Source organism: Shinella sp. GW835-FHT14H05 (genome assembly GCF_058793575.1).
The window spans coordinates 90641-113130 of record NZ_JBXAFY010000012.1; the positions used below are offsets into that span (position 1 = coordinate 90641).

General features: G+C 61.1%; 22 protein-coding genes. 7 read left to right on the forward strand and 15 right to left on the reverse strand.

Features of this window, described 5'->3' with window-relative positions; genetic code table 11:
• Window positions 1-43 precede the first annotated feature (43 nt).
• From AC1Q6Z_RS27115 to AC1Q6Z_RS27145, 7 genes are all read left to right on the forward strand, one after another.
• Window positions 44-1294: a sarcosine oxidase subunit beta family protein gene (locus tag AC1Q6Z_RS27115; protein WP_137934800.1), complete on the forward strand. Its 1251-nt coding sequence runs from the start codon at window positions 44-46 to the stop codon at window positions 1292-1294.
• A 24-nt stretch (window positions 1295-1318) separates the two neighbouring features.
• The gene (locus AC1Q6Z_RS27120) at window positions 1319-1591 is read left to right on the forward strand and encodes a sarcosine oxidase subunit delta (protein WP_137934790.1); all 273 of its coding nucleotides are present in this window, start codon (window positions 1319-1321) and stop codon (window positions 1589-1591) included.
• Window positions 1588-4548 (forward strand): sarcosine oxidase subunit alpha family protein, encoded by a 2961-nt coding sequence (locus AC1Q6Z_RS27125; RefSeq protein WP_151652874.1) that lies wholly within the window; start codon window positions 1588-1590, stop codon window positions 4546-4548. The genes AC1Q6Z_RS27120 and AC1Q6Z_RS27125 overlap by 4 nt, the downstream gene beginning before the upstream one ends.
• Window positions 4541-5074 (forward strand): sarcosine oxidase subunit gamma family protein, encoded by a 534-nt coding sequence (locus AC1Q6Z_RS27130; protein WP_137934788.1) that lies wholly within the window; start codon window positions 4541-4543, stop codon window positions 5072-5074. The genes AC1Q6Z_RS27125 and AC1Q6Z_RS27130 overlap by 8 nt, the downstream gene beginning before the upstream one ends.
• Before the next feature lie 29 nt (window positions 5075-5103).
• Window positions 5104-6264: a cystathionine beta-lyase gene (gene metC, locus AC1Q6Z_RS27135; protein ID WP_137934787.1), complete on the forward strand. Its 1161-nt coding sequence runs from the start codon at window positions 5104-5106 to the stop codon at window positions 6262-6264.
• Entirely contained in the window at window positions 6261-7925 is a 1665-nt protein-coding gene (locus AC1Q6Z_RS27140; RefSeq protein ID WP_492649910.1) for an electron transfer flavoprotein-ubiquinone oxidoreductase, read from the forward strand. Before metC ends, AC1Q6Z_RS27140 begins: the two co-directional genes overlap by 4 nt.
• Window positions 7926-8037: 112 nt before the next feature.
• Window positions 8038-8802, forward strand: coding sequence for an SDR family NAD(P)-dependent oxidoreductase (locus AC1Q6Z_RS27145; protein ID WP_137934785.1), 765 nt, complete (start codon window positions 8038-8040; stop codon window positions 8800-8802).
• An 85-nt stretch (window positions 8803-8887) separates the two neighbouring features.
• On the opposite strand, the gene AC1Q6Z_RS27150 is transcribed toward AC1Q6Z_RS27145, so the two are convergent.
• From AC1Q6Z_RS27150 to AC1Q6Z_RS27220, 15 genes are all read right to left on the reverse strand, one after another.
• Window positions 8888-11011: a type IV secretory system conjugative DNA transfer family protein gene (locus AC1Q6Z_RS27150; RefSeq protein WP_137934784.1), complete on the reverse strand. Its 2124-nt coding sequence runs from the start codon at window positions 11009-11011 to the stop codon at window positions 8888-8890.
• Window positions 11008-12006 (reverse strand): P-type DNA transfer ATPase VirB11, encoded by a 999-nt coding sequence (gene virB11 / locus AC1Q6Z_RS27155; protein ID WP_137934783.1) that lies wholly within the window; start codon window positions 12004-12006, stop codon window positions 11008-11010. Before virB11 ends, AC1Q6Z_RS27150 begins: the two co-directional genes overlap by 4 nt.
• Window positions 12003-13421: a type IV secretion system protein VirB10 gene (gene virB10 / locus AC1Q6Z_RS27160; protein WP_137934782.1), complete on the reverse strand. Its 1419-nt coding sequence runs from the start codon at window positions 13419-13421 to the stop codon at window positions 12003-12005. Before virB10 ends, virB11 begins: the two co-directional genes overlap by 4 nt.
• Complete coding sequence (locus AC1Q6Z_RS27165) at window positions 13418-14203, reverse strand: TrbG/VirB9 family P-type conjugative transfer protein (protein ID WP_137934781.1); 786 nt, start codon at window positions 14201-14203, stop codon at window positions 13418-13420. The genes virB10 and AC1Q6Z_RS27165 overlap by 4 nt, the downstream gene beginning before the upstream one ends.
• Window positions 14200-14934 (reverse strand): VirB8 family type IV secretion system protein, encoded by a 735-nt coding sequence (locus AC1Q6Z_RS27170; RefSeq protein ID WP_137934780.1) that lies wholly within the window; start codon window positions 14932-14934, stop codon window positions 14200-14202. Before AC1Q6Z_RS27170 ends, AC1Q6Z_RS27165 begins: the two co-directional genes overlap by 4 nt.
• 154 nt (window positions 14935-15088) lie before the next feature.
• Window positions 15089-15460, reverse strand: coding sequence for a hypothetical protein (locus AC1Q6Z_RS27175; protein ID WP_137934779.1), 372 nt, complete (start codon window positions 15458-15460; stop codon window positions 15089-15091).
• Window positions 15461-15476: 16 nt separating this feature from the next.
• Window positions 15477-15710 carry a hypothetical protein gene (locus AC1Q6Z_RS27180; RefSeq protein ID WP_137934778.1) on the reverse strand — a complete coding sequence of 78 codons (234 nt, stop codon included), beginning with the start codon at window positions 15708-15710 and terminating at the stop codon, window positions 15477-15479.
• 54 nt (window positions 15711-15764) lie between these two features.
• Window positions 15765-16784: a TrbL/VirB6 family protein gene (locus AC1Q6Z_RS27185; protein ID WP_137934777.1), complete on the reverse strand. Its 1020-nt coding sequence runs from the start codon at window positions 16782-16784 to the stop codon at window positions 15765-15767.
• A gap of 4 nt (window positions 16785-16788) precedes the next feature.
• Window positions 16789-16962, reverse strand: a complete 174-nt coding sequence (locus AC1Q6Z_RS27190; RefSeq protein WP_163602861.1) for a hypothetical protein — start codon at window positions 16960-16962, stop codon at window positions 16789-16791.
• A 6-nt stretch (window positions 16963-16968) separates the two neighbouring features.
• Entirely contained in the window at window positions 16969-17685 is a 717-nt protein-coding gene (locus tag AC1Q6Z_RS27195; RefSeq protein WP_137934776.1) for a type IV secretion system protein, read from the reverse strand.
• A gap of 11 nt (window positions 17686-17696) precedes the next feature.
• A complete protein-coding gene (locus tag AC1Q6Z_RS27200; protein ID WP_171026492.1) occupies window positions 17697-18860 on the reverse strand; it encodes a transglycosylase SLT domain-containing protein in 1164 nt (387 codons plus the stop codon).
• The gene (locus AC1Q6Z_RS27205) at window positions 18853-21264 is read right to left on the reverse strand and encodes a VirB4 family type IV secretion/conjugal transfer ATPase (protein ID WP_137934774.1); all 2412 of its coding nucleotides are present in this window, start codon (window positions 21262-21264) and stop codon (window positions 18853-18855) included. Before AC1Q6Z_RS27205 ends, AC1Q6Z_RS27200 begins: the two co-directional genes overlap by 8 nt.
• Window positions 21261-21551, reverse strand: a complete 291-nt coding sequence (locus AC1Q6Z_RS27210; RefSeq protein ID WP_137934773.1) for a VirB3 family type IV secretion system protein — start codon at window positions 21549-21551, stop codon at window positions 21261-21263. Before AC1Q6Z_RS27210 ends, AC1Q6Z_RS27205 begins: the two co-directional genes overlap by 4 nt.
• 1 nt (window position 21552) lies before the next feature.
• A complete protein-coding gene (locus AC1Q6Z_RS27215; protein WP_137934772.1) occupies window positions 21553-21876 on the reverse strand; it encodes a TrbC/VirB2 family type IV secretion system protein in 324 nt (107 codons plus the stop codon).
• A 43-nt stretch (window positions 21877-21919) separates the two neighbouring features.
• Window positions 21920-22480: a lytic transglycosylase domain-containing protein gene (locus AC1Q6Z_RS27220; RefSeq protein ID WP_137934771.1), complete on the reverse strand. Its 561-nt coding sequence runs from the start codon at window positions 22478-22480 to the stop codon at window positions 21920-21922.
• Window positions 22481-22490 lie beyond the last annotated feature (10 nt).

The window sequence follows — 22490 nt, forward strand, 5'->3', positions numbered from 1 at the left end:
TGCGATGCGCTGCATTTCCCCGCAGCATATTCGGTATCTTTCGATGCGCTACTCTGCCCTCTCGATTTTTGCGAACGGCCTCTTCGGTAACAGATGGTGGAAGCCAGCCTGGCGCAGCCCCGAACCGAAGCCGCATTATGACGTCATCATTGTCGGAGGTGGCGGTCACGGACTTGCGACGGCCTACTATCTCGCAAAGGAATTCGGGCTCTCGAACATAGCTGTATTGGAAAAGAGCTACATTGGGTCCGGCAATGTCGGACGCAACACAACCATCATCCGCTCGAACTATTTGCTTCCTGGAAATAATCCTTTCTACGAATTCTCGTTGAAACTCTGGGAAGGGCTGGAGCGGGAGCTCAATTTCAACGCGATGGTTTCCCAACGCGGCGTGCTCAATCTCTTTCATACGGACGGCCAGCGCGACGCCTTCATTCGGAAGGGAAACGCCATGCACCTCCATGGCGTCGATGCAATGTTGCTCGATCTCGATGCAGTGAAGTCGATGGCACCGTACCTCGGCTTCAACAACACGCGTTTTCCTATTTTGGGCGGGTTCCTCCAGAGCCGTGGCGGTACGGTTCGCCACGATGCCGTCGCCTGGGGCTACGCGCGCGGGGCCGACAGCCGCGGCGTCGACATCATTCAGAATTGCGAGGTCAACGGAATACGCCGCGAGGATGGAAAAGTTGTTGGCGTCGAGACCAGCCGCGGCTTCATGGGCTGCGGCAAGCTGGCATTGGCCACGGCCGGCAATTCGTCGAGGCTTGCGGAGATGGTGGGCCTCAAACTTCCGATTGAAAGCCATGTGTTGCAGGCCTTCGTGTCAGAGGGACTGAAACCCTTCATCGACTGCGTCGTATCGTTTGGAATGGGGCATTTCTACATATCGCAATCTGACAAGGGGGGCTTGGTCTTCGGCGGCGACATCGATGGTTACAATTCCTATGCCCAGCGCGGTAATCTGGCGACCGTCGAGCATGTCGCGGAGGCGGCGAAGACGATGATCCCTTCGCTTTCGCGCGTTCGTATTCTTCGGTCCTGGGGGGGTATCATGGACATGTCCATGGACGGTTCGCCCATCATCGATCGAGCGCCAATCGAAAATCTCTATCTCAACGCGGGCTGGTGCTACGGCGGATTCAAGGCGACGCCGGCATCCGGCTATTGCTTCGCCCACTTGCTCGCTCGCGGGACATCGCATGCGACCGCATCGGCATTCCGGCTCGACCGTTTCGAGCGCGGTTATCTGATCGATGAAACCGGAAGCGGCGCACAACCGAACCTGCACTAACCCCTGCCGATCTGGATTGAACGAATGGCAAGTCTTATTCCCTGCCCACATTGCGGCGGCCGCCCGAAGGAAGAGTTCACGGTAAAGGGGGCCGCCCTCCCACGCCCAGAAACGCTGGCCAACCCGGAAACGTGGTTCGAGTATGTCTATTTGCGCACGAATCCCCGCGGCCGTCATGACGAGTTTTGGCACCATACGGCCGGATGCCGCCGCTGGCTGATCGTCACCCGCGACACTGCAACCCATGAAATTGAGGCGAGCCGGGATGCTACGCTCGAAGGAGAACACCCTCGATGAGCACCCATCGTCTACCGGCCGGCGGTCTCATCGACCGTGCCGCACCACTAGCATTCACCTTCGACGGAAAGTCGATGCGAGGCTTTGCTGGTGACACGTTGGCATCTGCGCTTCTGGCCAACGGTCGTCAACTTGTCGGTCGCAGCTTTAAATATCATCGTCCGCGCGGCATCCTTACAGCCGGTGCCTCCGAACCGAACGCACTGGTTACGGTAGGCCGCGGCGGGCGCTCTGAGCCCAATACGCGGGCCACGACGCAGATGCTGTACGCCGGTCTGGAAGCCTCCAGCCAGAACCGCTGGCCCTCCCTTGAATTCGACCTTGGCGCGGTGAACGGTCTGCTCTCTCCCTTCCTGGGCGCCGGTTTCTACTACAAAACCTTCATGCGGCCGTCGTGGTTCTGGGAAATGGTCTACGAACCGCTGATCCGGACAGCGGCGGGTCTCGGAAAAGCGTCGGGCGAAGCGGATCCTGATCGCTTTGAAAAGACTTGGGCGCATTGCGATCTTTTGGTGATCGGCGGTGGACCCACCGGCATAGCGGCCGCTTTAACGGCCGCGCGATCAGGTGCGCGCGTTGTGCTCGTCGACGAGCAGGCAATGATTGGCGGCTCGCTTCTTTCGGAAACCGCAACGATTGGCGACGTGTCAGCCCCGGAATTCGTGCGGCAAGCCGTGGGCGAGCTGAACTCCTTCCCCAATGCGCGGGTGCTGGCCAGTACGACCGTATTCGGTTGGTTCGATGGTAACGTTTTCGGCGCGGTGGAGCGTGTCCAAAGGGGGGATAGCGTTGCCGATGCCGGCCGGCTCGCGGAAAGGCTCTGGCGCATCGTTGCCAAGAAGGCGCTCTTGGCCAGCGGCTCGGAGGAACGCCCGCTCGTCTTCGGTGGCAATGACATTCCGGGCGTCATGATGGCGACGGCAATGCGAACCTATTTGAATCGCTTTGCTATCGCACCGGGCACTCGAACTGCGATCTTCACGACGAATGATAGCGGCTATGCTCTTGCGCGCGATCTCGAAGCGAGGGGGCAACCGGTTGTTGCCGTTATCGACAGCCGAAATGACGCGAACCCGCCATATTTCGGTGAATTCCGGGTCATCCGCGGTGCGGTGGTTTCGGACGCCCGCGGCGGCAAGATGTTATCTTCAGTCGATATCTGGCACGGCAATCGGAGAGAAAACCTGAAGGTCGATGCCTTGGCAATGGCTGGAGGTTTTAGCCCAATCATACACCTTGCCTGCCACCGCGGCGGCAAGCCCGATTGGTCTGATCAGTATGCGGCATTCCTCGCACCGGAATTGAGCGGGCTCGTCGTTGCGGGCTCTTGCAATGCTATTTCCGGGATCGCCGCATGTCTGGACGATGGTGCTGCAAAGGCAGCGAGTCTCGTTGGCGATCTCGGTTTTCGCGTAGAGCAGCAGGATTTTGGAACCATCGAGGATGATATTGTTGCCCCGCCGGCGCGCGCCTTGTGGTCGATTCCGCGTATCCGCGGTAAAGCCTTCGTGGATTTTCAGAATGACGTTCACCACAGAGATCTCGGTCTTGCGGTCCAGGAAGGCTATGGCCATGTCGAGCACGCGAAGCGATACACGACGAATGGGATGGCAACAGATCAGGGCAAGCTGTCGAATGTGAACGCGATCGGTCTCCTTGCCGACGCGCGCGGCGTGTCCCCTAGAGAGGTCGGCACAACGACATTTCGCCCGTTCTATACGCCTGTCTCCTTCGGATCGCTAGCGGGTTCCTACCATGGGGAGCATTTCCAGCCGGTCCGGAAGTCGCCGCTCCACGATTGGGCGGCAAAGCACGGCGCCGTGTTTGTAGAATCCGGTCTATGGTATCGCTCCGCCTGGTTCCCGCGTGACTACGAAACGACCTGGCGGGAGAGCGTCGATCGAGAGGCAACCAATGTTCGGGCGAATGCCGGCCTTTGCGATGTTTCCATGCTTGGCAAAATAGAGGTCCTCGGAACAGATGCGGCGGAGTTCCTCGACAGGGTGTACTCGAATGGCTTGCGCAAGCTGCCCATCGGGAAAGCGCGCTACGGCCTCATGCTGCGCGAAGACGGTATGATCTACGATGACGGAACCGTCAGCCGGTTCTCTGAAGACCATTTCTTCATCACCACCACGACAGCCTATGCAGCAGGCGTTCTGAACCATCTCGAATTCTGCGCCCAGGTGTTATGGCCGAATCTCGACGTTCATCTTTCGTCGTCTACCGACCATTGGGCGCAAATGGCGGTTGCTGGACCCCAGTCACGAAATATCCTGCAGCAGATCGTTGATGAAGACCTGTCGAATGCGGCGTTTCCTTTCCTCGGCGCTAGGGAGATATCACTTTTCCAAGGTCAACTTCATGGGCGGCTGTTCCGCATCTCCTTCTCAGGGGAACTTGCCTATGAACTTGCGGTGCCCGCAGGTTACGGCGAGAGCGTCGCCGATGCGCTGATGATCGCCGGCCAGAACCACGGCCTTCAACCCTATGGGGTCGAGGCGCTCAGCGTGCTCAGGATTGAAAAAGGCCATGTAACCCATAGCGAGATTAACGGTACGGTCGTTCCGGCTGATCTCGGCTTTGCCAAGATGGTCTCACCTTCCAAAGCGGATTTCATCGGCAAGCACATGCTGGCGCGCGAGGGCCTCCGTGACCCGGAGCGGCCGCAACTTGTCGGGATCGTTCCCCTTGATCACCAAGCCGCAATCCGGAGTGGCGCGCACATCCTCGAAAAGAATGCTTCGTGGACGCTGGAGAACGATCAGGGCTATGTGACCTCGACGGCGTTCTCACCGCATGTCGGCTCCAAGATCGGGTTGGCCTTGGTCAAGCGTGGGGCGGCTCGACATGGGGAAGAGGTGATCGCCTACGACAGCCTTCAGCAAGAATTCACTCCCTGCCGGCTTTGCAGCCCGGTCTTCTACGATTCAGAAGGTGAAAGACTCCATGGCTGAGGCTGGTATCAAACATCGGGCCGTCCTTGCTGGTCTAAGACCGATCAACGTGAAGCAAGTCGATCTTCGTGCTTTGCCGGAGGGGTCGATCATTCAAATTCTAGCCCGAAGGGGAGCCGGTGATCTCGCACCGCTCCTGGCAGATCTCACGGCCGACAAAGAGTGCGAGGTTCGACCGGCCGCTCCGGGCGAGTGGCTTCTCGTCGGGAATACTGCTTGGGCGCGGGAGGAACTGGACAGTCTTGAAGCAAGTATTCATGCGGTAGGTTATGCCGTTGACCAGAGTCATGGGCGCGTTCGCCTATCGCTTGCCGGATCGGCCGTCGAGGACGTCCTCGCAAAGGGAAGCGCGGTCGACTTCGACGCCGCCGCATTTCCCATCGGGAACTCCACGGTGGCGTTGATCGGCCATGTTTCCGTCCACCTTACCCGCGTGAAGGACAGCGGATTCGAACTTATCGTCGGGCGCAGCCTTGCAGAGGGTCTTTGGCAGGACCTGGCTCGCATGTCCTCCGAACTCGCCTGATAACCCCATATCCCAGGGAGAGAATTTCAATGTCGCACTCGAGCAAGAAAATCGGAACCAATACGCAGCTTGGCCACGCCGGCTATGATCCGCTGTCATTTCATGGTTTCGTCAACCCGCCGATCGTGCGCGCCTCCACAGTTCTTTTTCCGGATGCCGAGACGCTTGCAAGCGAGAACCAGAAATACACCTACGCAACACATGGCACGCCGACGACTGATGCTCTTTGTGCGGCGCTGACGGAACTCGAAGGTGCTGCCGGAACAGTTTTGGTGCCGTCCGGACTGGCCGCGATCTCTGTCCCGCTTCTGACCTTTCTCTCGGCAGGGGATCATGTGCTTATCACGGATTCCGTCTATGGCCCGACCCGTCGGTTTGCGAACGAGGTGCTGCCGCGAATGGGGGTCGCGGTCGAATACTACGACCCGTTGATCGCCGGAGATATCGTCTCTCTGTTTCGCCCGGAAACGAAGGTTGTGTTCTTGGAGACGCCCGGCTCGAACACCTTTGAGATGCAGGATGTGCCGGCGATCGTCGCGGTGTGCAAAGAACGCGCTATCGTCACGATGATCGACAACACCTGGGCGACGCCCCTCTTTTTCAAGCCCATCGGTATCGGCGCGGATATCGTAATCCATGCGGCAACCAAGTATTTTGGAGGACATTCAGACGTTCTGATGGGTACGGTCTCCGCCAACGAGGCATGCTGGCCGAAACTCAATCGCGGGCACATGGTTCTCGGCATGTGCGTAGGGTCTGATGACGCATATCAAATCCTCCGCGGATTGCGGGGAATGGGCCGAAGGCTCGACACGCACCAGCAATCAACGCTTGCCATTGCCAAATGGCTCGAAGGCCACCCCAAAGTCGAGCAGGTCTACCACCCTGCTCTTGAAGGCAATCCTGGTCACGCAATTTGGCGACGCGACTTTTCCGGCTCTTCCAGTCTTTTCTCGTTCGCCCTGCCGCGTGCCGCAGATCCAAAGAGTTTCCTGAATGCATTGGAGATCTTTGGCCTTGGCTATTCCTATGGTGGCTATGAGAGCCTTGCAGTTCAGGTGGGCCTCTCCGACCGAATTGTTCGACGGCCTGATTTCGAGATGTCGATCATCCGCCTCCAGGTGGGACTTGAGGATGTGAACGATCTGATCGACGACCTCGATCGTGGATTCGCGGCGGCCTTCGCATGACCGAAACGGCGGAACTCCCCGAACGCGAGAGTATGGAATTCGACGTGGTGATCGTAGGTGCCGGTCCTGCGGGGCTTTCTGCGGCGATCCGGCTGAAGCAGGCCAATCCGGATCTGACGGTCGTCGTGCTGGAAAAGGGTTCGGAAGTCGGCGCGCATATCCTGTCCGGCGCGGTTGTGGATCCGATCGGCATCGACCGCCTGCTGCCCGGCTGGCGTGAGGATGACAGCCATCCGTTCAAGACCGAGGTGAAGGACGACCATTTCCTGCTGCTCGGCCCGGCCGGCTCGGTGCGGCTGCCGAACTTCGCCATGCCGCCCTTGATGAACAACCACGGCAACTACATCGTCTCGCTCGGCAATGTCTGTCGGTGGCTCGCCACCAAGGCGGAAGAGCTCGGCGTCGAGATCTATCCCGGCTTTGCCGCGACCGAGGTGCTCTACAATGACGAGGGCGCCGTCATCGGCGTGGCCACCGGCGACATGGGCATCGAGCGCAACGGCGAGCCCGGCCCGAACTTTACCCGCGGCATGGCGCTGCTGGGAAAATACACGCTGATCTCCGAGGGCGTGCGCGGCTCGCTCGCCAAGCAGCTCATCGCGAAGTTCGACCTTCAGAAGGATCGCGAACCCCAGAAATTCGGCATCGGCCTCAAGGAACTCTGGCAGGTCAAACCCGAGAACCACAAGCCCGGCCTCGTGCAGCACTCCTTCGGCTGGCCGCTCGGCATGAAGACCGGCGGCGGCTCGTTCCTCTATCACCTCGAAGACAACATGGTTGCCGTCGGCTTCGTGGTGCACTTGAACTACAAGAACCCCTATCTCTTCCCCTTCGAGGAATTCCAGCGCTTCAAGACGCATCCGGCGATCCGCGGCACCTTCGAAGGCGGTAAGCGCTTGTCCTACGGCGCACGCGCCATCACCGAGGGCGGCTACCAGTCGGTACCGAAACTGTCGTTTCCGGGCGGTGCGCTGATCGGCTGCTCGGCGGGCTTCGTCAACGTGCCGCGCATTAAGGGCAGCCACAATGCGGTGCTCTCGGGCATGCTCGCCGCCGAAAAGCTCGCGGATGCAATCGCGAGTGGCCGCGCCAATGACGAGCCGATCGAGATCGAGCGGGGCTGGCGCGACAGCGCCATCGGCTCGGACCTCAGGAAGGTGCGCAACGTCAAGCCGCTGTGGTCGAAGTTCGGCACTGCGGTCGGCGTGGCGCTCGGCGGCCTCGACATGTGGACGAACACGCTCCTCGGCTTCTCCTTCTTCGGCACGCTGAAGCACGGCAAGACCGATGCGCAGTCGCTGGAGCCGGCGGCCAAGCACAAGAAGATCGACTATCCGAAGCCGGATGGCGTTCTGACCTTCGACCGTCTGTCCTCGGTGTTCCTGTCGAACACCAACCACGAGGAAGACCAGCCGGTCCACCTTCAGGTGAAGAACCCGGAGCTGCAGAAGACCTCCGAACTCGACGTCTATGCCGGTCCGTCGACCCGCTACTGTCCGGCGGGCGTCTACGAATGGGTGGAGAAGGACGGCAGGCAAGTTTACGTCATCAACGCGCAGAACTGCGTGCACTGCAAGACCTGCGACATCAAGGACCCCAACCAGAACATCAACTGGGTGCCGCCGCAGGGCGGCGAGGGGCCGGTCTATCCGAATATGTGAGCCAAACCCTGGCCGAAAAGGTGAATCCCACCAAGAACATGGTGGTCGCATCTCACTCCATGGAGATTTGCGTGCGATCACCGATTTGCGAAGGCGAATATCAACGAAGGATATGAACATGGACCAGTCTTTGCTTGGGCAGACGATCTTGGTTACTGGTGCCTCAGGTGGGATCGGAGCGGCGGTCGTAGAGCGACTTGCGTTGGAAGGGGCGAGGCCGATCATTCACTACAGGAAGAATGAGGATAAAGCGCAAGAATTGCTGGCCAAGATCGGTGGCAACGGTCTCATCGTACAAGCTGACCTTTACGAAGACGAGGGAGTATCCGCGCTTTGGCGGAAATCGGTTGATTTTGCGGGCCGAATCCACGGCCTCGTCAACAATGCTGGCAATCGCTCGGAAATTTCGATTGAAAACTCGCACGGCGAGTGGAAGGCACTATGGCAGAAGGAGTTTCAGGTAAATCTCTTCGCCGCCGCCGATCTTTGCAAGGAGGCGGTTCTTCATTTCAAAACCGAGGGCGGTGGGCGCATCGTGAATATTGCTAGCCGCGCTGGTCAGCGCGGTGGGGCACGGGATTCGATGCCTTATGCTGCGGCGAAGGCGGCTATGATCAATCTCACGAAATCAATCGCTCGCAGCTTCGGTCGGGAAGGTGCATCTGCAGTCTGTATAGCCCCCGGTTTGGTACGCACCGACATGGCAGAGAAGTTCATCGCTACGCATAGCATGGCAGAGGCGATAGATGACATCCCGATCGGCGACATGGCCGAACCCAGAGAAATTGCGGAACTCGTCGCCTTCGTGCTGCGCTACGGCCAAGACTCGCTGAACGGTGCGACGCTTGACGTCAATGGCGGTAGCTATCTCCGCTGAGATGTCGGAATAGTGTAACGCGGCCCATCGCGGTGGCCATCGACCAGCCTTTTAATGTCCGTGTTAAAGTGTTCCGGATGTTGGGCTATTCGTCGGAAAATACCGATGCGACTTCCCTTTGGACTTTTTTGGCCGCCCGTTTCTTGACGGGCGTGCCGCCAAGCAAAGTAAGTATCCTCTCGAGGGACTTGTCCGCGTTCGCTTGTCGCTCTGCACTCCTCTTCATGGCAAATCTAAAGTCCGGCTCGTCGCCGCCGGCTTCATGAACGGCATGCTGAGAATCAGCTACCACCCGCTGCGCATCATTTCGGTTGTCGGGAATACGTGCAGTGGACGGTGTTCTCGATGGCTCGTTGCCGGCTTCGAAACTCTTGGCGACAAACGTTGCTCCAGCGAGCGAAGGCGCTGGGAAGTGCAGCTCAGAGGACAGAGCGACCTCGAAATCCGTATGTTTGGCGCCGATTGCGACTGTGACACCCTGCTCCTTTTTCGGCGTTCGCACACGCCACCACGCCCGCTTCATCAACCCGCCGTCGGCATAGTAGAAATTGCGCACGCCGAAGATCGGCTGCTGGTTCCGCAGCTTGATGACGCATCGCGTCTCGTGCATTGCACCAAGCTCGTCGGGCCGCATGAGCGGGCGCATCGTGGTCTTGTGCGACATGGTAGCGCCCTTGCGATCGAACAGGGTCACGCCCGTCGATACCGCTTTATCGACGGTCACCTCTTTTCGCTCGCCGAGAAGCTGCGAGACGTATCGCTGATCTTCTGGATCCTGGGCGCCAAGGAAGATCTGCGCGCGTGCCGAATTCACCAGCGTCTGCCGGCCCTCGCGGGTGTAAACGTTGTCGAGCGAGCGCAGGGACTGGACGAAGAACCAGCACGGAATTCCATAACCGCCGAGGACGGTGGCGACGGTCAGGGCATTTTCCAGCTTGCCGAGATTCTGGAACTCGTCGAGCAGCACGAGCACGCGGCGTTCGCCCCGCTTCATCATGTTGCGCGACATGTAGTCCATGAACTGGACCATCAGCACGTTGAAGATTGGCCCGATCGAGGCGATCTGCTGGATACGGAAATCCAGGTAGAGGCTCATATTTTCGCGGCGCATCGCCCGGATGTCGAAGGTGGACCGCGCCGTCGCGCGCAAAATGCGATTGTTCTTGAAGGGCCGCACGGCGGCGGCGAGGGAACCATAGACGCCGTCGAACTGCTTGCTGGCCATGACGGCGAAGCGGGCGAGGGTGGTATAGGTGAAGGAGCTGATCCACTCGGCACGAAGCTCGGGATTGGCAACCTCCTCCAACCATTCGCGCAGCGGCTGGTCGCCACCCTCGACGACATTGAGGACCGTTCCAAGGTTCTTGTCCTTGTCGATGATATCAGGGTTTTCGAGCACCCAAGATGTGACGCCAGCGAACAGCGCTCGAGCATCGGAAATCCAATAGGCATCGCCTTTGGGCGTCGGCAGCAGCGCGGTCGCAATCGAGTTGATGTCGATATCGCGCTGATCTGGATCAATGGCCACGAAATCCAGCGGGTTATAGCATTCGGTATCGCCATTCTCATCTGCCGGTGAGAAGCGCAGTACGCGCGAGAATTTCGAGCGATAGCCCGCCGTCGCCTCATAGGTTTCGCCGCGCATGTCGAGCACGACGATGCTGTCAGGCCAAAGCAGGCAGTTGGGCACAATCAGCGAAGCACCCTTACCGGACCTCGGCGGGCCGATGACGAAGCCGCCGACGTCATCGCCATCGATCCAGAGCTTCTTGCCGCCGAACAGCATGGGCTTCAAGAACCGCCGCCGGCCGGACCCGCGCTGCGTGAACCCGCCCGGAACCTTGATCAGACTGCCGCCGATCCGTCCGACGAACACGCCGCCCGTGCGGGTAAGCCCGAGGGTCCGCGCTTCCAGCGGGCTCAGAAACCGCGCATCCGTCGATTTCTTTTTGCCGGTCATCGCCGTGATGAGCATTGCGAAACCAGCAACCGCGCCAGCGCCAGCCGCAATCGCAGGCCGATGCCAGTCGCCGGCGGCGAGATCGAGACGCGCCGCTCGATAAGATGCGAGCATATCGTCCTGCAGCGCCTGGAACATCCCGGTCGAGTTATCGAAGGCGTAATAGAGGCCGGCATAGGCAAGCGAGGCGACGAAGGCCGCCATCGCGGCGGCGATGACCAATCCGAACAGCAAGATTGCCGGGTTCACAGTACGTCTCCCTTGGTGAAGACGATTTCCGACACGACCCGCCGACCGTCCGGGAAACGATGAAGCTGAACAACCACCGGGATCACCTCCTTCAGGTAGTCGATGATCTCGTGCTTCTGCAGCCGGACGCCACTCTGCATGACCATCAATGCCAGACGGTCATAGGCGTCACGGGCGGAATTGGCATGGACCGTGGTGAGCGAGCCGGGATGTCCGGTATTGATCGCCTGAAGGAAGGAGAACGCCTCCTCGCCGCGAAGTTCGCCCAGCATCACCCGATCCGGCCGCATGCGCAGCGACGCTTCCAGCAATTGCTGTGGCGTCACCTTCGCCCGGCCTTGATCACCCTTGGAGGCGAGAAGGGCGACGGTGTTCGCAGTCGGCGGTCTCAGCTCGCGGGTGTCCTCGATCGTTACGATGCGCTCCTCGTCCGGAACCTCCTTCAGCAGAGCATTAAGGAAGGTGGACTTGCCGGTCGAGGTGCCCCCGGAGACGGCGATCGAGACCCGCGAACGCACGGCGGTCCGCAGAAACTGCATGACGTCGACATCGCCCTGCAGCATGGCGGCAAGGGTCTCTTCGGCCGGAGAAAGCCGGAGTTGGCGACCGACGCGCGTATCGTCGAAGGCGCCGCGGCTCTTGTAGACGTCCAGGCCGATGTCATGGATGACCTGCTTGCGGATGGAGATCGCGCCTCCGGCAGGTGCCGCCGGCGGCAGCACGCACTGAAAGCGCTCGCCGGTCGGAAGTGAGGCCGACAGGATGGGATGTTCCTCGTTGACAACCTGGTTGGTGGAGCCCGCCACCCGCTCGCTCAGGGTTCTGATCCAGTCGGCGGTAAACTGTGCGTCGACAACGCGTTCCATGCCGGCGACGCCAAGTCGCTCGATGAACACCTCGCCAGGGCGATTGACCGAGATTTCGGAGACGCGATCATCCGAGAGGAACGGCTTCAGCCGCTCCAGGGCTTTGTCGAGAAACGGGAACTGCTTCATTTGTAGACCGGCGCGATCGGATAGTAGGGCGTCGGGTCGACATTGCGCCGGATCTGGCCACCGCGCTTGAGCCGCATCATCTCCTGCCGGACCGGGTCGGCATAGAAGGCGGAGAAGTCGAGATCGCGCCTGAGGAAGACGATGATCGACTCGCCCTGCGCGACATAGATCGTCGGCGGAATCTTCGAGCTTTCCTTGAAGGCTTCGTTGGCGATGTCCTGGAGGACGGCCGACGATTTCTCGGCGGCGATCGAACGGGCTTCAGCAGCCGTGCGGCTCGGCTCCGTGGTGACCGTCGTCACCGCGCCGGTGAGCGGATCGACCGTCGAGATTGAACGAGCGCTTTCCGTGGCGGTATCGCCCAGCGCCGAGACATATTCCGCAGCTCCGCCGATTACCGACAGCATGATGGCCGAACCGAACCGCTCCCAGAAATGCGTGTCGATCTCGCCGGTGAGCCCGGCGCGGCCGAGGCGATCGGCGCCAGGGGAGGCGATCTCGACGGAGACGCCATCCGAGCGGATGACGCGGGACCAGACGATGAAGATGCGCTTCTGGCCGCGGGCCAGGCCGGACTTGTATTCCCCGACCAGCCGCGAGCCCTTCGGAATGAGGATGCGGCCGCCGTCGAGAGAGCGGACATCCTCGCGCACGATAGCGCGCACCATACCGGGCAGGTCGGTATTGATCGCCGTCTCGAGGAAGCCACGGATCATAGTGCCTTGTGCGACCAGCGCATCCGTCCGGTCGAAGCGGGTCGCCTTCACGATGCCCGCGGTCTGCTTTTCCGACTGGGCGAGAAACGCCTTGTTGGCGTCGCTTTCCGCGCCGGGGACGGCGACGAGCTGGCCGTCGTCGGCGATGGTCACGGCCGGGTCGCCGGACAGCGTCTCCCGGTTCGAGCCATCGAGGACGATTTGCTCGGAGCGCAGCCGTTCCCACCGCGCCTTTTCCTCATCCGCCAGCCGCTTGGCCTCGAGTTCGGCGAGACGAGCGTTTTCTTCCGCGCGCCGGCGAGCCTCTTCCATTCGTAGCCGCTCTTCCTCGGCCTTGCGACGTGCTTCCTCGATCTGCCGCAGCTTTTCGAGATCGTCGCCCTGGTTGACGGTGACGTCGACATCAGCGGAATCCACTGGCTTCTTCTCCGCGACGGGGATCTGCACGAGGTTGGGATCGGCGGCCTGCTTCACCGGCTCGTCAGGGAAATCGCGAATGCTGGAGTTCGAAGTCTCGAAGCTCTCGCCGCTGCCTTCGGAGAGGCTGGGGTTCTGTGGTCCGGTCGGCCAGTTGACGTATGCCAGGACGCCCACGCCGACGACGAGCAGGACAGGAAGGGCCAGCTTGCCGAGGCGACCATTGCGGTCGCTTGCCACGCTGCTTTGTCCATCGAGATGGTCGAAGTCGATTTTGCTCACCGCTGGCGCTCCTCTTTGTGGCCGAGGCGCTTCGGCCCGTAGGCGTCCTCGATGAGATCGAAGGATTGGCGATTGGCCTGCCGATTATAGAGGCACAGCCACTTGTCGCCGGCGCGCAGGGTGAACTGAGCCGCGATCTTGTCGACGACGACATATTTGCCTTGCGTGCGCAGGTTGACGAGCGACTCCTGGCGCTTGCCCTCGACCACGAAGATCGCGGGAATATCGCCGGGAAATTCCAGATACATATGCGTGCCGTCATCGAAGGCGACGCGCGGCTTCAGGCTGGTGTCGCCCTTGAAGACATAATCGTAGTTCAGGCGGTTCGGATCGAGATCCTTCAGCAATGGATCCTTGGCGCTCTCCTGCGCGGCGGCCAACAGCCGGGCATTGACGTCCTCATCAGGATATTTGAACCGCACCTGAAACGCGGCGCGCAGGTCGGCCGCGGCGGAACCTTTGAGGAGCAGGGCATAGACGCGCTGGTTCGTGACGATGTTGACGTTCGTTTCGGCGTTTTCGCGCAGAGGCTTCACGAACAGGATGCCGGAGCCCTTTTTCGGCACGATCGACCAGCTGGCGGTATCGCCGGCCGAAATCGTTTCGATCACTTCTGAGCTGCCAAGCTGGATCATGGTGGAGACACCGAGGCCGGCCGGGACGGTGACGACGGCATTGTTGTTGAAGGTGATGTAGCGGATGCGGGGATCGGCCGCCGGCGAGGTGGTCGCAGTGGCGAGCAGCGTGAGCGTCGCGAGGGCGAGGACAGGTTTCCGCATCATCGCACCGCCTTGTCCGCCGGCAGAACTTCCGGCAAGGATTCCTGGTCGCGCCTATATTCAGTTGCTTGGAAGCCGAGTGGATTGTCAAAACGATATTCGTTCTTCAGCGGCGCGGTCGTGTAGCGGAAGCGAACCACCGAGACCCAATGCTCACGGCGCAGGGTGTTGTCGCGTCGCGTTTCCGTCGAAAAGCGCACGGTTGCCGTGGAGGCATTGAGGAACGAGACCGACTTGATGGTGACGGCAATACGCGTGTCGCGGCCGAGCAGCTTGTCCTTCGATTGCGGGTTCGACGGCTCGAATTCGTGGCGAAGGTCGGTCGCGGCCTGTCCCGTCGAATAGAGCTGGGCGAGATCGAAATTATCCTTCAGCGCCCGCGGATCATAGGTCTCGCGCGCCCGGATATAGCGGACGATGTTGGCGGTCTTGATGGCGTCGTTCTCGGAAAGCTTGCTCTCGTTCAGGGAACGGGCGACCTCGACGAAGCCGGTGGTCTTGTCGGCGATCACCACCACGGCCTCGAACTGCTTCAGGGGAACAAGGAGATTGAGGGCCGACAGGCTGAGCAGCGTGGAAATGCCGGCGACGGTCGCCACGGTCCAGGCGATTTTCCGGGAGCGGCGTTCCTTGCGATAAAGCTCGGCCTCCCAGGATGCGCCGGCTTTCCAATAGGCGGTGAGATCGATCGGCGGGGTTTCTGGCGTTTTTGCGGCGGCATCTTCGTTGGTCATTTAGGTATCCGGTGATCGCCGACGGCGAAAAAAGAAACTATAGTTTATTCACTTAGCCGAGCGATCTCCTCTGCCGGGTGGACCAGCGTCAGGATCAATCCGCAAAGCCTGGGATTAGGGAGCGCTCAGCTCCTCGGTGCAGCGGCTCTAGGTCCTAGCTGCACAAGCGCATCAGCGTTTTCTTGGACGCCGTATTGGAGAAGAAGAAGGAGCGATCGTCCTTCACCTCGATCGTGACGGTATCGCGGTCGCCATCCGCTTCGTCGGCGCCGGCCTCGATCCACAAGACATCGAGCGTATAGGTGCTGCCGTCCTGTTTGACGGACAGCACCTTGCCGGCGGTCTTGTTGGCGCCGATCGCCTTGTCCTCGACATAGATAAACGCGGCGGCCGCGGCTTCGCAGCCGCCTTCAGCGGGTGCATAGGCCCCGGTCAGCACTGGCAGGATCGAGCTTGGCGATTGTGCCTGCGCCGCGCCGGGGAGCAGCAGGCCGAGCGCGAGCATCGTCGATACGATTTTCTTCATTCTCAAGCCTCCTTGTTCAGAAACCGAACAATGCGCCGAGGCTTTGAGCATAGCCGGCGAGCGTGTTGTAGAGATCGATGCAATATTCCGCGAACGGCTTGAAGAAGATAACCGCAAGGATGAACAGCAGATAGCCGAAGCCGCCGCCCTTTTTGGATTCAGCGCGAGCGTGTTCCGCAGCTTCTTCGTTGATCTGAGCCTGCTGATGTAAGGCCGCCTGGTAGCGACGGGGATCATTCCAAGGGTGCATTCAAGCCTCCTTCATATAAACTATATTTAACGAGCAGCGACCTGTCTGGCTAGCCTAAAATTGCCCGTTCCTTTCGGTTTCCCGCTGTATCGCACGCGCCCGTGCTGCCTGAACGTCGGCGGATGTTCGGCGACGCCCGAGGCCAGTTCGGAGAATCTGCGCTCGGTTGGTGAATTGGTATCCGGTGCGCCGCAACGATTCCCTTCCCCCCTGGAAGGGGACATCGCCTTGGCCTGGCGCTGTGCCCCCGGTAATCGCGGCAGCAAAGGCCGGAATAAACCGGAACACCACAATCCCGAGCAGGCAGACGATTACGAAGGGCGCGACATAGGAGAGCTTGCTTTCCGTCGCCGTGTTGTTGGCCGTGTTGATGGCGAGCTCAATCAGCTGGTAGAGGAAGGCGAGGAACGCCATCATCAGGGTCTGCGTCACCATCAGGTTGACCATCAGCAGCAGCCAGCCGTCGGTGAAGCGGAAGGTCCAGCGATAGAGCGCCAGGATGATGAACACCGGCGCCAGTGCAAGAGTGATGAACAGCATCAGCTTGGCGGCGAGGATCGCGGCCGCTGCGACGGCGATGAAGATCATGGCGACGACAAAGACGATCGCACCGATCAGCGCGCCGACATATTCGAAGGTGCCGGTCGCCACCTGCTCATAGATCTTGCCTGCGGTCTCGAACACGGCGTCGAGGATTCTGACGACGCCGGTCGTGTCGCCTGTGCCGCCATCGAGTGTACCACCGGAACCCGCGATCGACTCGATGATGGTATCGGAAATCAGGTTGGGCACGGACTGGACCAGCTGGTAGAGCGTGGCGGAGAACGCCCCCCAGTTGGTCGCCATATAATAGATGGCGAAGGCGCGCCCGAGCCGCCAGGCCGCCTCGGGTACGGAGAAGCCATCGCGGCCGGCAAGGATCATGTATCCCCACCAGATGACATAGAGGGTGAGCATCGACCCGAACAGGACATTCACCTGGAGCGCGAGGCCGTCATAGGCGTTCTTGATGAACGTCTCGCCGATGCCGTCGAGCTTGGCAAAAATGTCCGAGATGATCGTGGTCGCTGCCATCGGCCTATTCCTTCAGCACGGGCGCGAACACGTCATTGACCGGCATTGCCCGGCCGCACAGGTCATCGGCTTCCGCATATCCGGAGATCGGCGGGCAGGGGGCCTTCTTCTCCCCCTTCGTCTGACAACCGGCGAGCAGGACGAGACCTGCCAGCATCGTGACAACGAGGAAACGCATGCGGCCTCACTTGAAGGGGTTGATGTCTTTGTATTGCAGCATCTTGGCGGTCTCCGATTGCTGGGTCAGCCGCATCTGCATCTCGGTGTTGAGCGCCGAGACCGCTCCATTCGAGACGCCGATCAGCTCGTTGATCGTGCGCGCCGTCTCCAGCTGCATGCGGGTGTTGGCGTCGACCGAGCCCTTGACGTCTTCGGCCGAGCCGATCTGACCGGTGGCCGACTGCAGCGATTGCTCGCGCTGCGTCACGCCTTTCGTCGCCTGCTGGGTCAACGCCGAGAGCAGCGCCACCGTGTTGACCGCGCCCGAGAAAGCATTGTTCATCGCGCCGGCATCCTCGCCTTCGACGATGGCCTTGACCTGTTTCACCAGCTGTAGGCCGTTGATCAGCGTGGCGGCGATATTCTGGGCGTCGGAGCCAAGACCGCCGAAGGACAGTGTGCCGCCGTTCATGATTGACGAGAAGGACGGCGCGGCCGAGACCGACATGTTGCCGCCGAGACCGGTCGAGGAAATGCCCATCGATCCGTCGCGGCTGCCGGAGAGCGCGCCGAGGATTTCCTTGGTCTTTTCCAGGATGTTGGTGTTGGTCTTCATGATCTCACCGGTGTTTTCGGCGTTCTTCTTGGCGATGGCGAGATTGGTGTTGTCGATCACCGGAATGTCCGCGAGCGCCGGCGTCGCGAAGGTGAGGGCGGCGGTGACGACGAGAAGCTTGTTCATGGAGAACCCCCTTAATCGGCCGCGTTGGCGGCGTTCTGGATGGATGAGAGATTGTCACTGACCGAGCGATCCGAGCCTCCCGACGAGAGGATTTCGCTGTCGGCGTCGGCGGCCGCGACCACCGCGCAGCGCGGCCAATCCTCGCGCGGCACCTTCATCGCCTCAAGGATGACCGGATCGCAGCTATAGGGATTGACCTTGCTGTCGGACTTCAGCGTCTTGGCGGTCTCGGATGTTTTCGAAAGCCGCATCTGCATGCGCGCCTGCAGGAGCTCGTTGAAGAGGTTGCGCGCGGTGATGAGGTTGTTCAGAAGCTCGGCATTGACGGCACGAGCCTGCGTGTTGTCGTCCCAGGCATCCTGATAGATCTCGGAGGCGCCGACCGACGCCGACAGCGCATCGATGCGCCGGCCCGCCTCCTGGACGCGCGCGGAACTTGCGTCGATGCCGGAAACGGCCCGGTCGATCGCGTCGGCCGCAGCGCTGCTCGAGCTGCGCGTCGCGCCCGAGCCATAGTCGACATAGGATTTATATGAAGGCGAGGCGATGTCCTCGATGTTCGAGCCGCCGGCATAGGCGTTGAACCAGGTATGGTTCCGGCCAACTTTGCCGGCCCAGTTCTTCTGCTCGGCCGCGGTCGATCCGTTGTACCAGGAGGCGAGGCAGGCATAGTTGGTGCTGCCGCATTTGTTGACGCCCATGCCGAGGTATTTGACGCCGCCCTCGATATTCTCCTCGTTGATGTCGCGGTCGAAGCCCATGCCCTTGCCGGTCCGCTTCGTCAGCTGCATGACGCCCTTGACGCCGGTGGGCGAGCCAGAGCACGTCGAAATCCCGGACTCGGCATGGGCGACCGACAATGCGAGGCCGACGGGGACATTGTGCTTTTCCGCATAGTGCTTGATCAGTTCGACGTTCTTTGCGTCCTCTTTCACGGCTTGCGCCGGCGAGCGGTAAAGCCGCCGTTTCTTCTCCTTCTGGGAGATGTTGCAGTTGGTGATCTCCTGCCCCTCGAGCTGCTCGGCTTGCGTTTCCGTGTCCTTCTTCGAGTGCTCCTCGTCCTCGGCACGCTTGTCCTCCACATCGTCGTCGTAGACCGGAATATCAGCCCGGACCGAGGGCGCCAGGGCTCCGGCGATTGTGGCGGACAGCAAAAGAATGATCGCTCTACGCATCGGTCGCCTCCGGAATGGTCCAGCCGCAGAAATGGGGAAGCCACGCCGCCGGCGCCTCGCCATACGTCTCGCGCAACGCCTGGCATTCGCGCACGGTCTCCGGCCGTCCGGAAAGCACCTTGACCAGATCGGGCATCGCCGAGAGGTCGAGCCGGGCGATGATCGAATCCTGCGCGTGTTTGATGAGAAAGGTGCGGCTGGCCTTGTCCGCTTGCTTCACGAAGCGGAATTCCTTTTCCGAGAGGCCGAACGCCTTGCGGTAGCTTTCCTCGTCGGCGGACGCGTTCGGGAAGAAGATGTTGGTCATCGTCTGCTCGATGATCGTGTTGCGCAGATCGGAGCGCACGACGTCGGCCGCCGATTGCGTGCCGAAGCCGACGATGCCGTTCATTTTGCGGATAGTTTTGAGCCAGTCCTTGATGAAACCGGAAAAAACCTCGTCATCGAGCAGCCGCCAACCCTCATCGAGAAAGATCATCGAAGGACGGCCGTCTAGGATTTCGCCAATGCGATGAAACATATAAAGGAGGGCGGCCGAGCGCGTTCGCTTGTCGGAGAGGATCTCCGTCATGTCGAAGCCGATAACCGAGCCGTCGAAGTCGAGCTTGTCCGTGGGGTTATTGAACAGCCAGCCCTTGTCGCCCGTGGTCCATTCCTTCAGCCGGTCGGCCAGGTCGCCGATCCCCGACCGCATCCGCCCGCGCATCGCCTCGGCAAGCATGTCGAGCCGGCGCTGTGGCCGCTCGAAATCGGTATAGATGCTGTCGACCGCATCGGAGATCACAGCCATTTCCTCGGCATTCAGAACCCGGTCCGAGGGCGTGACGAGGTACGAGACCAGCGTCTTGCCGAAGCTCCGGTTGGCCGGCGTGTCCTCAAGCTGCAGCGGTGCGAAGCCGGTCGGTTCACCGGGCGACAGCCGCTCGTAGCGTCCGCCCATCGCGCGCACGAAAATCTCGCCACCCCTGTCCTTGTCGATGAAGACGCAGCGCGGGCGCGGCTGGATGCGCATGCCTTGGGCAAGCAGGAAGGAGAGGGCGACGGTCTTGCCCGAGCCGGTCGGACCGATGACGGTGAAGTTGCCGACATCCGCCTCATGGAAATTGAAGAAATAGGCCGTCTGGCTGGTGGTCTCCAGCAGCGAGACGGGCATTCCCCAATGGACCTTATGCGTCTGCCCGGACGGGAAATTGTGCGCCGAGAACAGGCCGGCGAAATTCACCGACGAGATCAGGCCCTGCCGGGCGATATAGGCGAAATTCGTCGGCAGTTGCGCCCACCAGGCCGCTTCCTGATTGAGGTCTTCGCGTACGGCGACGACGCCCATGCGCGCCAATTCGGCGGTGACGTCGGCCACCGCCCGGTTCAGCCGCGGCAGGTCGCGCTCGAGCACCGCGACGGTCATATGGTGCTTGCCGAACACGACTTCGCCTGACGCCAGTCGGTCGCGGGCCGTCTCGATATCGTCTTCGACGGCCGTGCCGCCGTCGTCGGAGTTGGAAATCTGCCGGCTGATCGTGGCGATCGCCTCCGTGACCGTGGTGCGGTCTTCCGGCGCGAAGGAATGGGTGAGAATGAACTCGTAGGGAAGACGCAGCAGGCCGTCGAGCTGGCCGGGTGTCGTCATCGGCGGATATTCCTTGATCGACACCATGGCGGCGACCTTCGACGTCGCGCCATCGGCCGACCAAATCTCCGTCGCCTTGCGGCCGAACATGATCCGCCCAGTTCCGATATAGTCGGCAAGCGACATGCGGGGCAGGGGCATGCTGCGCTCATCGCCGGCGGCGAGGATCTTCGCGAAGAATTCGGCCGGTTCGGAAAAGAGGCCGCCATCGCGCGTCACGCAGGAGAGGATCTCCGGGCGGTAGGTGCGGAAATCGCCGACGATGCCAGAGACCATGTCCTTGAGGTCGCGCAGCGCCTCGCCCCTGGCTTCGACCTCGTTGTCGGCCATGCGGAAGATGTCGAACATGCGATCGACCTTGCCGGCGCGCCCGGTCATGGGGCGCCGGATCACCGTCAGATAAAGCTCGTTGACGAACATCGTCCGGTGCTGGAGGCCGTCCATGTAGCGGGCGTTCAGCTCGTCCGCGAAGGGATTGTCGAAATCGCCATCGATGGCAGGTGCGATCTTGCGCCGGATAATGGTGGCATAGAGCGCGAAACGCGACGAGCCGAGCGAACGGACCGTCATGTTGCGATTGGCAAGACGCGCATTGATCTCCGCCTGGTCCATGGTCTGGTAGGGCAGGCCTGACAGCCGGATCACCTGCAGCAGCAACCCGGACTTGGTGACGATCGTCTCCTCGTCGACATGGCGAAGGTAGGGAACATGCGTGCCGATCCCCAGATCGCGGGCACGCTCCCGCCCGAACTTCAGATCGTGATTGACGATGTTCATGGGGCATAGCTCCCCGCTTTCCAGAAGCGCCGGTTACGGATCGCCCGGCGCATCGACAGAAAGACCTGCGCCACGCGGACGATGTGGATGTCGCGCTGGCAGAGGTAGAGCCCGATGAAATGAACCGGCAGGACGACCAGTGGCGCGAGAAAGCTCGACGATGCGATGAAGATGACGATCCCGAAGATGCCGTTCACCACGAACACGATGATGTCGACCCCGAAATATGTCGGCGGCCGGGTCAGCGGCTGGATGAGCGGTTCGACATCGGGTGCATCATCACGCATGTCAGACACCCCCTGCCGCCTTCATGGCGTCGACCAGTTCGGCGGCGCCGAAGATGATGGCGATGCCGATGACGATGGAGATCGCGCCCTGCCAGGCCATGCGGCCGGTTAGGAACAGGAAGCCGAGGAAGCAGACGGCTATGATGGCGAGCGAGCGGGCGACACTGCCCTGGAGGACACCGACGAACCATTCGAGGATGCCTTCGACGGGCGCTGCCGACTGCGCATAGGCGAGTTCGGGGACCAGCGCGATCGTGGTCGCGAGCAGCGCCAGCGACAGGACGGCCTTGCCGCGCCGGCGCGGCGTAATCGGGGAAATGCTCATGCGAAGTCCTTCATGTCTTGGGAGGATGATCGGGGGGCCGGCGCTATTCGGCGGTCCAGACGTGCTGGTCGCGCCAGGGCGAGGGCGCCAGCGCAACGGTCTCTTTTCGGGGGAGGCGGTTTCCGGCGCGCTTTTCCTGCGCCACTGACGCCTTGGCGTTCAGCGTCCAGCGGTTCATCACCTTGACGATGTACTGGGCGGTCTCGTTGAATTCGGGAATGCCGCCTTGTCTGTAGACGCGCTCAGGGCCGGCGTTGTAGGCGGCGAGCATCAGCAGCGGATCGTCGAATTCCCCGTAGAGCTTTTTGAGGTAGCGGACACCGGCGCGGATGTTTTCTTCGGGGTCGCAACGGTCCGTGACGCCATAGTCGGAGGCGGTCTCCGGCATCAGCTGCATGATGCCGACGGCACCCGCCTCGGAGACCTGGTGCTGGCCGCCCGCGCTCTCGACGTCAACCACAGCGAGCGCCAGATCGGGATCCAGGTCTTCTTCGGTGGCGATGGTCCGCACCATCTCCAGAACGCGGTTCGTATCGACCGGATCGCAGGCTTGCGCCGCGATCGGCGAGGTCGAGACGAGGAGGAAAAGCAGGGTGGTTTTCAATTCGAATGTC